The following is a 12641-nucleotide window of genomic DNA, read 5'->3' as shown; positions in this document are numbered from 1 at the left end:
GTCCCGCCTGTCCCAGTCCTATATCAGGCTGGCGGCATCGGGCCAAAGCGAATGCGGAAGCGCCGGTTCTCGCGGCCCTTCTTCTCGATCTTGCCGATATGGATCTCGCCGATTTCGCCGGTGCTCCTCACATGGGTACCGCCGCAAGGCTGGCTGTCGACCGAAGCATTCTCGCCGATGCAGACCAGCCTGATCTTTCCCGTGCCGGCCGGCGGCCGCACATTCTTGGATTTCACCAGGCTTGGATTGGATGCCAGCTCCTCGTCGGAGATCAGCCGGGTGAAGATCGGGTGGTCGGCCCGCACCAGTTCCATCAGCCTGGCCGTCACGTCTTCCTTGGTGAAGCCGGCATCCGGGATGTCGAAATCGATACGGCTGTCGTCCTCGGAAACCGCGGCACCGGTGATCGGGAACGGACAGACGACGGTAAGCAGATGGCAGGCCGAGTGCATACGCATCAGCAGCTGCCGCCGCGGCCAGTCGATGGCGAGCCTCATCCGCTCGCCCAACCGTGGAACCGCCTGCTCCGGCGCCGGCACATGGATGATCTCGTCCTTGGTTTCGCCGGTGATCGTAGCGGCAATCGCAATGCCGGTGCCGTCGGCGCGTTCGAGGCTGCCAGTGTCGCCCGGCTGCCCGCCCGATGTGGCGTAAAACACGGTCCGGTCCAGAATGATGCCGCCGCGATCGTTGACTGCGACGACGGTGGCGTCGGCCGTCCCCAGATAGGCGTCGTCACGAAACAGCGCTTCGGTCTTGTGCGCCATCACGCGACCCTTTCGAACGGCACCGAAATCGTGCTCCGTTGCTCCATCCAGCCCGGCACCGGCAGCTTCTTTTCGCGCAGGAATTCAGGATTGAACAGCTTCGACTGATAGCGCGTGCCGTAGTCGCAAAGCATGGTCACGATGGTTTGGCCGGGGCCTAGCTCGCGCGCCAGGCGAATGGCGCCGGCAATGTTAATGCCGGTCGAGCCGCCAACGCAAAGTCCCTCCTCCTGGATCAAGTCGAATACGATCGGCAGTGCGTCCTCATCGGGGATCTGGAAGGCAAAATCGGGTGTAAAGCCTTGGAGGTTGGCGGTGATCCGCCCCTGCCCGATGCCTTCGGTGATCGAACTGCCCTCGGATTTCAACTCGCCGCTGGTGTAGAAGGAATAGAGCGCAGCCCCCAGCGGATCGGCCAGTGCGATCTTGACCTGGCTGTTCTTGGCCTTCAGCCCGAAGCCAACGCCTGCCAGCGTGCCGCCGGAACCGACCGCCGACACGAAACCATCCACCTTGCCGCCGGTCTGGTTCCAGATTTCTTCGGCTGTGGTGCGGATATGGCCGTCGCGGTTGGCGACATTGTCGAACTGGTTGGCCCAGATCGCGCCGTTCGGCTCGGTCTTCGCCATCTGCTCGGCCAGCCGGCCCGACAGCTTCACGTAGTTGTTCGGGTTCTTGTAGGGCACGGCTGGCACTTCGATCAGCTCGGCGCCGAGCAGTTTGATCGTATCCTTCTTCTCCTGGCTCTGGGTATCGGGAATGACGATCACCGTGCGGTAGCCGAGCGCCTTGGCAACCAGTGTCAATCCGATGCCGGTATTTCCAGCCGTCCCTTCGACGATGACGCCGCCGGGCCGCAGCAGCCCGCGCTGTTCCGCATCGCGGATTATGAACAGGCCGGCGCGGTCCTTGACCGACTGCCCGGGATTCATGAATTCGGCCTTGCCCAGGATCTCGCAGCCGGTTGCTTCCGAGGCCTTGTTGAGGCGGATCAGGGGCGTGTTGCCGATCACGTCGATCACAGAACGGGGCATGGAGATTCCTTTGTGGGTGCGGCGAAACCCTAGAAACCCGACGCTTCGGTTTCAAGGCAAGAATTTGCCTGGTCCAGTCGCATTTCGCACACTGCAATTGCTGCAGCCAGGAGCGCCCGGCCGGCATTCATTTCAACCATGTACCGAAAAGCACTCTTTTCATTCGATTTCTTCACCGCTAGAGCACAGGCTAAGAAGAGCCGGCGGGGCGCAGCATGACACTCTATCGGGCCAATCCGAAGCATGGCGTCGCCTGGATTACGGGCGGCAGCAGCGGTATCGGCCGTTCGCTGGCCAAGGATCTTGCCGCTCAGGGCTATGTCGTCGCGGTGACAGCGCCCGATGACCATCCGATCGATACGCTCATCGTCGAGACGGCGCAGATGGCGGGCCGTGTCGTAGCCTTTCCCTGCGACGTGACCGACGAAAAACGCATGGCAAAGACGGTTGCAGCGATCGAGAAAGATCTCGGTCCAATCGTGTTGGCAGTGTTCAACGCGGGAAGCTATATCGCAACGCCGGGCGAGGATCTTGTCGCGCGCAATTTCCGTCGGTCTTTCGAAGTCAATTATTTCGGCATCATCAATGGCCTGCTGCCGGTCATCGAACGCATGCGCGTGCGCTCGCGCGGCCATGTCGTGCTGATCGGTTCGGTCACCGCCTATTTCGGCTGGCCCACGACCGCCGCTTATGGCGGCACCAAGGCGGCAGTCAATATCTTGGCCGAGTCGCTGAAATACGATTTCGACAAGATGAACGTCCGCATCCAGGTGATAAATCCGGGCTTTGTCGACACGCGGCTGACCGAGAAGAACTTCCTGCCGATGCCGGGCTTGATGCCGGTCAATCTGGCCTCGCGCCGCATCGCGCGAGGCATCGAATGCGGTGGCTTCGAAGTCACTTTCCCACGCCGCCTGAGCTGGACACTGAAGCTGCTCAGGATACTGCCGAGGCCGTTCTGCCGATGGGTGATCAGCACGGTCACCCGCTGGAATGCGCGGCCGCTGAATTTCGACCGCAAGCCACCGGTCGAATAGGATCCGTGATGGGGCGACGGATCATGTTTGCGGTGCTGGGTCTTGTCCTCATCCTTGTCCTGGCCTTGGCGCTTGGTCCGCGCGTCCTCGTCGAAACCACGATCCGTTTCGATCCCTCAGTGATCGGCGACGATCCGCAGGCCTATCTGGCGCGCCAGGAGGCGGCCGTGCCCGGCATCCGCGACGGGCTGGACAAGGAAATCATCTGGGCCGACCCGATGGTCCATGCCAAGACGCCATTCGCGATCGTTTACATCCACGGTTTTTCTGCGTCGAAGGGCGAGATTCGTCCATTGCCCGACGAGGTGGCCGACCAGCTTGACGCCAATCTTTTCTACACGCGCCTGAGGGGACATGGACAGGATGGCGCCGCGATGACGCAAGGCAGCGTCGGTGCCTGGATCAACGACTACGAGGAAGCGCTCGCTATCGGCCGAGCGATCGGCGACAAGGTGATCGTCATAGCCACCTCGACCGGCGGCTCGCTGGCGGCGTGGGCCGCGACGCAGCCAAGCGCATCGAACAGCGTCGCGGCGATCGCATTCATCTCGCCGAATTTCGGCGTCAAGGCTTCCGGCGCCGAATTGCTGACCCTACCGTGGGGCAGACAGATCGTCGAGCTCGTCGCCGGCAAGGAGCGTAGCTTCGTGCCACGCAACGCGCTGCATGAAAGGTTCTGGACCTAACGCTACCCGATCGCCGCGACATTGCCGATGGCGGCGCTGACAGAGCTTGCCTACGGCGCGCCGGTGGAGAAGACGTCCATCCCTGCCCTGTTCATCTTTTCGGATTCGGACAAGGTGGTACGACCAGATCGCACCCGCGAAATCGCGGCTCGCTGGGGCGCCGCACATGAATTGGTGCCGGTCGACGATACCGGCGACCCCGACAACCACGTCATTGCGGGTGACGCGCTGTCGCCATCGACCACGGCTTTCCTGGCGCAGCGGATTGTCGTGTGGGTCGAGGCGGTGGTGAAGTAACCAAAGGCCTCAAAGCAAAAGGGCGACCGGAGCATCACTCCGGTCGCCCTTTTCAATCGTGAGTGACCAAGCCAAGCTTGGCCGACCGCAACACGGTCAGGCTATGCGGCCCGCGCTGCCGGCCGCTTACCGCCGAAGCGGCGCTTGTTGTTGCCCTTGAAGGGCTTGGCGCCTTCCGGCTTGCGCTCGCCCGCAAAGGCTGGCTTGTCGCCGAACCGCTTCTTGCCGAAGCCGTTGTTTGCGCCGCCGGGCCGCCTGCCGTCGCGACGGCCATTGTGGTCGTTGCGATCATTGGCCGGTTCGAAACTACGCTCGTTCTTCTCGGCGGGATTGCGCTGTGGATCGGGGCTGCCGAGATGGTCGGCAACGATCGGCAGCTTGGTGCGGATGATGCGCTCGACCTGGCGCAGCTTGCTGTTTTCGGACGGGTCGCAGAGCGTGATGGCGATGCCGTCCATGCCGTTACGGCCGGTGCGGCCGATGCGGTGGACATAGCTCTCCGCCTCGTCCGGCAGGTCGAAATTCACCACATGGCTTATGCCCGGCACGTCGATGCCGCGCGCCGCAATGTCGGTCGCCACGAGAATGCGCACCGAACCCTCGCGGAAATCGTTGAGTGCCTTCTGGCGAGCGTTCTGCGACTTGTTGCCGTGGATGACGGCGGCCTTGAAGCCGTCACGCTCGAGATCCTTTGTCACCCTGTCGGCGCCATGCTTGGTGCGCGAAAAGATGATGACGGACTTCATCGCCTCGTCGGCAAGCATGTTGGCCAGCACCTGACGCTTCTGCTTGGTGCGGGCAAAGACGACGCCCTGCACGATCTCGGCGGCCGCGGTGCTGTGAGGAGCGACTTCGACGCGAATCGGGTTCTTCAGCAGGCCTTTCGCCAGTTCGGCGATTTCGGCCGGCATGGTTGCCGAGAACAGCACCGTCTGACGGTCCGGCGCCGTCGCCCTGGCGATGCGCTTGACGTCGTTGATGAAGCCCATGTCGAGCATGCGGTCGCCTTCATCCAGCACCAGCCATTTGGTGTCGGCAAGCACGAGGTCGCCTTCACGCACCAGGTCGGTCAGCCGACCTGGCGTTGCGATCAGGATGTCGACGCCGGGCGCAACCTTCTTCACCTGGCTGAAGCGCGAGACGCCGCCAAGCACCAGCGCTGTCGAGACATGCGCGCCCTTGGCAAGCAGCTTGATCATCTCCTCGATCTGCACGGCGAGTTCGCGCGTCGGCGCCAGGATCAGTGCGCGGGCTGTCTTCGGCCGGCGCTTGGTGCCAAGTGCGATGATCTTCGACAGGATCGGCAGCGCGAACGCCGCCGTCTTGCCCGAGCCGGTCTGGGCGATGCCGAAAATGTCGCGGCCTTCGAGCTGCGGCGGGATCGCCTGGGCCTGGATCGGCTTCGGATCGGTAAAGCCGGCGGCATTCGTGGCCTTGAGCAGTGCGCCGGTAATTCCAAGTGCGGCGAAACCGTTCAGTTCCCCAGCGTCCTTACCGGTCAAAGTGTTTTCATTGGTCAAAATATTCTTCTTTCATGCGGCTCCTGGCCGCAAACATCAATGGCGGCAGGGCGCAACCTGCCGTCGAAAATTGTCATGAAACGACAAGGCGGGCGGACGTTATCGTCCGCACGGCAGCGCTGTCGTGCCCGCAGGCATCATGCCACGGGGCTTTTTCGCCACCTTGCCGATATGTCGGGAAGAGGGAAAACAGACGCAACCAGTCTCATTCATCGAGAAGGCCGGATTATCCCGGCCCAAGCGCCTATGCCGCCGCATATGGCCCAGTTCGCATCGAAATGCAAGGGGCCTGATGCTGCAGCGCAGCAAAAGCCATTAGGAAGCGGCGCTTGCGCTCTCCCCCAGGCATGATTACCACAATCAAGCTTTCCGTTTCGGGGACCGGTCATGAAGGACGTGCTGAAGGAACTCGAGCGCCGCCGCGAGGTCGCTCGCATGGGCGGCGGCCAGGCCCGCATCGACGCCCAGCACAAGAAGGGCAAGCTGACCGCCCGCGAACGCATAGACGTCTTTCTCGACGAGGGCTCGTTCGAGGAGTTCGACATGTATGTCGAGCACCGCTCGACCGATTTCGGCATGGAGAAAACCAAGATCGCCGGCGACGGCGTCGTTACCGGCTGGGGCACCGTCAACGGTCGCCCGGTCTATCTTTTCGCCAAGGATTTCACCGTGTTCGGCGGCTCGCTGTCCGAGGCGCATGCCGAAAAGGTGGTCAAGGTGCAGGAGATGGCACTGCGCAACCGCGCGCCGATCATCGGCCTCTACGACGCCGGCGGCGCCCGCATCCAGGAAGGCGTGGCGGCCCTCGGCGGCTATGCCGAGATCTTCCAGCGCAATGTACTGGCCTCCGGCGTCATTCCGCAGATTTCACTGATCATGGGCCCTTGCGCCGGCGGCGACGTCTATTCGCCGGCGATGACCGACTTCATCTTCATGGTCCGCGACACCTCCTATATGTTCGTCACCGGCCCGGATGTGGTGAAGACCGTCACCAATGAGACGGTCACCGCCGAAAGCCTCGGCGGCGCTTCCGTCCACACGACGAAGTCCTCGATCGCCGACGGAGCCTACGACAATGACGTCGAGGCGCTGCTGCAGATGCGCCGGCTGGTCGATCTGCTGCCCGCCTCCAACACGGCGGAAATTCCCGAGATCGAATGCTACCAATCGGTCACCGATCACGATCTGTCGCTCGACCGGCTGATTCCCGACAATGCCAACAAACCTTACGACATCAAAGAGTTGATCCTTAAAGTTTCCGACGAGGGTGACTTCTTCGAGATCCAGCAGAATTTTGCGAAAAACATCGTCACCGGCTTCGGCCGTGTCGAAGGCCGCACAGTCGGCTTCGTGGCCAACCAGCCGATGGTGCTGGCCGGCGTGCTCGATTCGGATGCCAGCCGCAAGGCCGCGCGTTTCGTGCGCTTCTGCGACTGCTTCTCGATCCCGATCGTCACCTTCGTCGACGTGCCGGGCTTCCTGCCCGGCACCGCGCAGGAATATGGCGGGTTGATCAAGCACGGCGCCAAGCTTCTGTTCGCCTATGCCGAAGCGACCGTGCCAAAGATCACCGTCATCACCAGAAAGGCCTATGGCGGCGCCTATGATGTCATGGCGTCAAAACATCTGCGCGGCGATATGAACTATGCCTGGCCAACGGCGCAGATTGCGGTGATGGGCGCCAGGGGCGCGGTCGAGATCATCTATCGCAAGGACATCGGCGACGCGGAGAAAATTGCAGCACACACAAAGGCTTACGAGGATCGCTTTCTATCGCCCTTCGTTGCCGCCGAGCGCGGCTATGTCGACGAGGTGATCATGCCGCATTCGACCCGCCGCCGCATCGCCCGCGCGCTCAGGATGCTGCGCAACAAGGATATGCAAAACCCTTGGAAGAAACACGACAACATCCCGCTGTGAGGGGCTGATGTCGCGCCTGGTCCTCTACATGGGAGCGCGTTTCGGCAGATTTGCCATCCTGCTCTTCGCTCTCCCGCTGTTCTGCCCAATAGTCCTGTGGTTCTGGCTCCTCGATTGGCATCCGCTCGCCGTCATCGCGACTGGTGCTGTTGCAATCCCGGCCGCGATGCTGGCCATCGTTCTGTTGATCGGAACATTGTTCGCCGGTTTTCGACCCAGCAAGGTCAAGGGGATTACTCGGGAATCAGCCCCGAAGCTGTGGGCTGTCTGGGAGAGTATTGCCGGCAAACACCGCGCCAGCCGAACGAGGATCATCCTGAGCGACGATCTCAACGCCAGCGTCGGTGAAGAGCGGCCGTTTCTAGGCTTGCTTGGTCGCAGGCCGATTCTCACCATCGGCCTGCCATTGCTCGCAGCGACCGACCAAAAGGCATTTGCGGCGATCTTGGCTCATGAGGACGCCCATCTGAAAAACAAAGATACAAATGGCGGACTCAACCTGGCCGAACTCGAGAAAAGCTTCGATCTAATCTTCGACTTCGCTCCTCCGGGGAAAACCGTTTCAGGCAGCCTGTTCTACTGGATGCTTGGTCCGCTGTCGCGCACTCTGGAGCGCGAAGAAATACGGTTGTCGCGACGAGCGGAAATTGACGCAGATCGCCATGCAGCGACGTCCGGCGACGCACATGATGCGGCCCGCGCCCTGCTTCTGATCGGTGCCGCCAGTGCGTTCTTCGATGATCAAGTCTATAGCCCGCTCCAGCGTGAACTGCTTGGCGCCATGGCTCCGCCCCGTCCACCACTCGAAAGGGTCCTGGCGGCCGCCGCTCACTTGTCGAGACTTCCCATTCTGCAGGAGTATGCTCAAAAAGGCGTGGGACGCGCGAGATAACGAAAGTGCGGACCATCCGCCCTGGTCCGAACGTCTGATTGCTCTTGGATTTAGCTCGGCTCCAGAGATAGAACCAATTCTGGTTTCTGCCTTGTCGAGCCTGCTGAGCGATGCGTTCGTCGCCGAACGCGTCCGCCATTTCGACGGCGAATGGACATCGAACATCGCCGACGACCTCGATCGATAGCTATCCACCTGGAACTACTGCGGCCAATGCCTCAGTCGGTGGCCTATTCCTCTTCCGCAGCACCGAACCCGGCCCCCATCGTCGCGCGGGCAGCGCCCGACCACGGCGTGGCGTGATTGTCGATGCGCATCTGGAAGATAAAATAGGTCGGCGAGCAGAAGCCGATGCCTTTCACCTTGCCGATGCCGGGCGTATCGGGTGGCAGCGACTGGCACATGTAATCCTCGCGGCAGAAATGGTCGGCCGAGCAGGCAGGACGATTGCCGCGATTGACGGCACCGCCCAGGCACTGGTCGAAATTATTGGTCGCTACGCAGGTGTCGAATTTTTTGCCGCCGACCAACCCGCAAATCTCGTTCGGCATCGGTTTGCCCGTCTTGAAGGCGGCAAAGCTGCGATCCCGGTCGTCGCAGCCGCGATAGGCAATCCCCGCCGGCACACCGATCTTCGGCGGCCGGCAGGTGTAGGCGGCGCGCGAAATGCTTGGCGCGAACGCCGCGAACTGGCCGGTGATGGTATAGCGGTCATTGAAAGGCTGTTCCGGGTTGCTGGCGATCGAGCCGGTCAGGCATGGATGGCCGGAAAACATGTTTTCGCTGTCCTTGGGCAGCAGGCATTGCGCCAGCTTGGTGCGCACGCCGGACACGGTCGCCAGCGGCGTGCAGACGGTGCCGCCGCCGCATTGCCAAGTCGCGCCAAAGCGGGCCGCATCCGCCGGCATCAGGCACGGCATCGCCATCTCGGCCGGCGAATAGGCGATCTGTCCAGCATCGCTCCATGTCGCCGGCGGCGCGAAGGACAGCGGGCGGAAGCGGTTCGGTTCCTTGCCGTCGGCAGTCGCGTGCAGCCAGGCGACGCGACGCGGGATGTCGGCGTGGAGATGCGGCGAGATGCCGACCTCGATGCGGTTGAGCGGCGAGGTCGTCTTGTCATCGAGGCCGATGAAATGGAAACCGGCGGTCGAGCCCGCCTGATGGCAGCCTTGGCAGGCGCCGTTGTCCAGCCGCTCGACCAATGCCTCTGGCGTGCGCACCAGCTTCAGCGCAGAGAAATCGAGCCCTTCGAAATCCGCGGGCTGGAACAGCGGCGTGAACGGGTGGTTGGCCTGCCTTGCGCTGCCGAAGGTCGACCACGAAATGACCTTCCTTGCCAAAAACTCATCGGGGATTTGGTAGACGCCGAGATCGACCGCCGCAACATTGGTGCGGACATAGTCGGCAAGTCTTGCTTTCAGCGCGGCGTCTTCGGCAAGACGTGCCATGTCGGGCGTGTTTTCCAGCGGCTTTTCGCTGACAGCCGTTCCGTCGATGCCGAAAATTCGCATGAGATAGGCAGCCTGCCCGCCGAATTCGGTCTCCTGGCCGGAGGGGAAGCGGACCACTTGCGCATTGAGCTCGAGCTGCTTGAAGGTGAGCGCCGCTCTTTCCAGCGGCCCGCCGGTCAGCCAGCCGGCATCGACGCTCTCGTCGAGCTGTGGTGCCCAGCGTCCGGCGACGCCGACACAGCCGCCATCGACATCCGGCGTGGCATTGTAGACGGCACTGAAATTGAACGGCAGGCGCGAGGCCAAAACCTTGCCGTTCTTCTTGAAGCTGTAGGCGAGGCGATAGATGAAGCGCACTTCGCCGCAACTCCCGTCGCCTTTCAGCGCGGCGAAGTCGCGCCGGTCGAGCCGGTTGACCACGCCGACGAGGCGGAAGCGCGCTGCGTCGGTCCTCAGTCAGCGTATGTCCATGACACGGCCAACATTGCCGTCGGTCACCTCGTACAGCGGCCGGCCGCCGGCCTTCATCTCGGTCCGCAATGCTGCGACGTCGCTTGCAATCGTTTCGACGATCGCGTGGTAAGCCGGCGCCTTGTCATAAAGCGTCTTCAAATCGCCCTTGCCGTCGACGCCGAAAATGCCGGCGAAGCCAAAGCCCTTGGCATCGAGAGCAGCAAGTACCGCTGGATCATCGACGATGGTCACCGGCTGCTCAGCGGCATTCGCCGACAGTGTCGCCAAAGCGGCCATGACGAGCGTGGTGAAAAGGAGTGCAATGCGTCTCATCGAAGGTCCGGCTGGCTTTCGATCAATTCCCGCAGCACTGGCACCAGAGCCGACGGTAGATCCTCGGCGATCAAGCCGGGCCCGAAACGACGGCCGGCCTCGGCGTGGATCCAGACCGCCGCGCAGGCAGCCTGGAAGGCCGCCATGCCTTGCGCCAGCAATCCGGCCGCGATCCCCGACAGAACGTCACCAGAGCCAGCCGTGGCCAGCCACGGCGCACCGTTGGCATTGATCGCGGCCCTGCCGTCGGGCGCCGCGATCACCGTATCGGCACCCTTGTAGACGACAATGGCATTGGCGCGCTTTGCTGCTTCGCGCGCCTTGGTCACTTTGGACTGTTTTTTGTTCCCAGCGATATCTGGAAAAAGCCTGGCGAATTCACCCTCATGTGGCGTCAGCACCAGTGCCGGCGACCATGTCTGACGCGCTGCGTCGAACAGTGCCTGAGGCTGAAGCGCCAACGAGGTGATGGCGTCGGCATCCAGAACGATGGCACTGGCGTGAATTTCAGGCGTAGCCGCTGATGCGCGGGTCAGATCCGCGATCGCCGCAATCAACTGCAATGCGAAATCGCCGACCTTGGGTTTCGGCCCGAGCCCCGGTCCGAACACCAGCGCCTCGGGATGCCGCGCCACGAGGAATTCCTGCACCTCTTCGAGCGAGCCGGCCTCGCGCAGCATGATCGAGGTCAGATGCGCGGCGTTCACCTGCATGGCGTTTCCAGGTGAAAGCACAGTTACTGCCCCTGCCCCACTGCGAGCCGCGGCCATGGCCGACAACCTCGCTGCGCCCGTCGCACTCGGTCCGCCGGAAAAGACAGCAACATGGCCACGCTTGTATTTATGCGAATCGACAGCCGTTCTCGGGTAGTACCATCGCAGCCAAAGTTCCGGTGTGTTCTCGAACGCCGTGACCTTGAGCTGATCGATGATCCCATCCGGAATGCCGATATCGGCGACGATGATCTCGCCGCACAGCTCGCGCCCCGGCATCAGCAGATGGCCTGGCTTTTTCCGCACGAAAGTCACCGTGACCTCGGCCTGGAAGCGAGCGTTAGTCAAGCCGGTCTCGCCTGACACACCCGAAGGCAAATCGATCGAGACCACCGGGACGCGCTCAGCGCTGCTCAAGCCTGAGACGGCCAACGCATGCATCGAAATGTCCTTGGACAGTCCCGCGCCGTAGAGTGCGTCCACGACCACTTCACCCGCTTCCGGGTAGCAATGGCCAATGTGTTCCACGGGCAAGTTGCAGGCATCAGAGGCCAACGCGGCATCGCTTCCGGGTTTCTGCTTGCCTTCGGCCCATACGGCAACGTTCATGCCGGCCTCTGCCAACAACCGCGCCACGACATAGCCGTCGCCGCCATTGTTGCCGGGGCCGCACAGGACATGGACGCGTCTCGCCTGGGGATAGCGCGCCAGGACGACGGCAGCGACCGCTTCGCCGGCGCGCCGCATGAGGCCGAAGCCATCGAGTGGCCCGGCCGCAATCGCCAGCCGATCGGCCTCGGCCATTTCAGACGGAGACAAAAGTTCGTTGCTCATGGAATATCAGGCGACATGCACATCATTTCCCCAAGCATTGTCCAGTTTTTGATCCGACGCAAACAACGAAGGTCCCTAAGCAAAGTTGGCGGCGTACCTCGTTCGGGACGACGGCGCGCAGCTGCTCATGAAATATCCGATCTGCCCAATTTTTGTGCGGACGGCAGGACCGGCGGTGTGTAGGCTCGCGGTGTTCATGGCGCATCCGACGCAGCGAATGATGCGAATGTACATTCCTGCGCGGCATGGTATCCAAATCATGTGAGGCTGCTCGGCGCCCCATCAATTGGCACAGTTCGTGCTTGATTGAAGCGCAAGCGGGGCTCACAACCCGTCTTTTTTGGCAGTGGAGGCCACTTTTTACATGAAAAAGATCGAAGCGATCATCAAGCCGTTCAAGCTAGACGAAGTGAAAGAAGCGCTTCAGGAGGCCGGGCTGCAAGGTATCACCGTTACCGAGGCCAAAGGGTTTGGCCGCCAGAAGGGCCATACCGAGCTTTATCGCGGTGCCGAATATGTCGTCGACTTCCTGCCGAAGGTGAAAATCGAGGTCGTGCTCGGCGACGATGCGGTCGAAGCCGCGATCGAAGCCATCCGCAAGGCGGCCCAGACCGGTCGCATTGGCGACGGCAAGATCTTCGTCTCCAACATTGAGGAAGTCGTGCGCATCCGCACCGGCGAAACCGGCATGGACGCGGTCTGAA

The 12641-nt window shown here is 62.1% G+C and carries 11 protein-coding genes and 1 pseudogene; 6 read left to right on the top strand and 6 right to left on the bottom strand.

Annotation, left to right across the window (positions count from 1 at the left end):
* Positions 1–23 precede the first annotated feature (23 nt).
* Together X760_RS46315 and X760_RS46310 are read right to left on the bottom strand one after the other, a co-directional pair.
* Entirely contained in the window at positions 24–767 is a 744-nt protein-coding gene (locus X760_RS46315; RefSeq protein ID WP_023717545.1) for an alanyl-tRNA editing protein, read from the bottom strand.
* On the bottom strand, positions 767–1801 hold the full coding sequence (locus X760_RS46310) for a cysteine synthase A (RefSeq protein WP_023717544.1): 1035 nt from the start codon (positions 1799–1801) through the stop codon (positions 767–769). Before X760_RS46310 ends, X760_RS46315 begins: the two co-directional genes overlap by 1 nt.
* Positions 1802–2016: 215 nt before the next feature.
* Here X760_RS46310 and X760_RS46305 point away from each other — a divergent pair, with 215 nt between their 5' ends.
* Both X760_RS46305 and X760_RS46300 read left to right on the top strand, forming a co-directional pair.
* Complete coding sequence (locus tag X760_RS46305) at positions 2017–2838, top strand: SDR family oxidoreductase (protein ID WP_023717543.1); 822 nt, start codon at positions 2017–2019, stop codon at positions 2836–2838.
* A gap of 8 nt (positions 2839–2846) precedes the next feature.
* Positions 2847–3821, top strand: a pseudogene (locus tag X760_RS46300) (alpha/beta fold hydrolase).
* Positions 3822–3922: 101 nt separating this feature from the next.
* On the opposite strand, the gene X760_RS46295 reads toward X760_RS46300, so the two are convergent.
* Positions 3923–5341 (bottom strand): DEAD/DEAH box helicase, encoded by a 1419-nt coding sequence (locus X760_RS46295; protein WP_023717542.1) that lies wholly within the window; start codon positions 5339–5341, stop codon positions 3923–3925.
* Between the two features lie 387 nt (positions 5342–5728).
* On the opposite strand from X760_RS46295, the gene X760_RS46290 reads away from it, so the two are divergent.
* From X760_RS46290 to X760_RS76180, 3 genes are read left to right on the top strand one after another with little or no spacing between them, the layout of a single operon-like run.
* A complete protein-coding gene (locus X760_RS46290; RefSeq protein WP_023717541.1) occupies positions 5729–7261 on the top strand; it encodes an acyl-CoA carboxylase subunit beta in 1533 nt (510 codons plus the stop codon).
* Between the two features lie 7 nt (positions 7262–7268).
* On the top strand, positions 7269–8153 hold the full coding sequence (locus tag X760_RS46285) for a M48 family metallopeptidase (RefSeq protein WP_023717540.1): 885 nt from the start codon (positions 7269–7271) through the stop codon (positions 8151–8153).
* Positions 8122–8340, top strand: coding sequence for a hypothetical protein (locus tag X760_RS76180; protein WP_156948022.1), 219 nt, complete (start codon positions 8122–8124; stop codon positions 8338–8340). The genes X760_RS46285 and X760_RS76180 overlap by 32 nt, the downstream gene beginning before the upstream one ends.
* Before the next feature lie 43 nt (positions 8341–8383).
* On the opposite strand, the gene X760_RS46280 is transcribed toward X760_RS76180, so the two are convergent.
* The 3 genes from X760_RS46280 to X760_RS46275 are packed head-to-tail and all read right to left on the bottom strand — an operon-like array spanning position 8384 to position 11937.
* Positions 8384–10024 carry a hypothetical protein gene (locus X760_RS46280; RefSeq protein WP_245278522.1) on the bottom strand — a complete coding sequence of 547 codons (1641 nt, stop codon included), beginning with the start codon at positions 10022–10024 and terminating at the stop codon, positions 8384–8386.
* Positions 10025–10060: 36 nt separating this feature from the next.
* Positions 10061–10390: a hypothetical protein gene (locus X760_RS77810; protein WP_245278521.1), complete on the bottom strand. Its 330-nt coding sequence runs from the start codon at positions 10388–10390 to the stop codon at positions 10061–10063.
* Positions 10387–11937 carry a bifunctional ADP-dependent NAD(P)H-hydrate dehydratase/NAD(P)H-hydrate epimerase gene (locus X760_RS46275; RefSeq protein WP_023717538.1) on the bottom strand — a complete coding sequence of 517 codons (1551 nt, stop codon included), beginning with the start codon at positions 11935–11937 and terminating at the stop codon, positions 10387–10389. The genes X760_RS77810 and X760_RS46275 overlap by 4 nt, the downstream gene beginning before the upstream one ends.
* A 364-nt stretch (positions 11938–12301) precedes the next feature.
* Between X760_RS46275 and X760_RS46265 the strand changes: the two genes are divergently transcribed.
* Positions 12302–12640: a P-II family nitrogen regulator gene (locus tag X760_RS46265; RefSeq protein ID WP_019857988.1), complete on the top strand. Its 339-nt coding sequence runs from the start codon at positions 12302–12304 to the stop codon at positions 12638–12640.
* Position 12641 lies beyond the last annotated feature (1 nt).

The organism is Mesorhizobium sp. LSHC420B00 (assembly GCF_000503055.1).
Lineage (GTDB): Bacteria > Pseudomonadota > Alphaproteobacteria > Rhizobiales > Rhizobiaceae > Mesorhizobium.
Note: the sequence above shows the minus strand (reverse complement) of the source record. Positions and strands in the feature narration are given on the sequence as shown.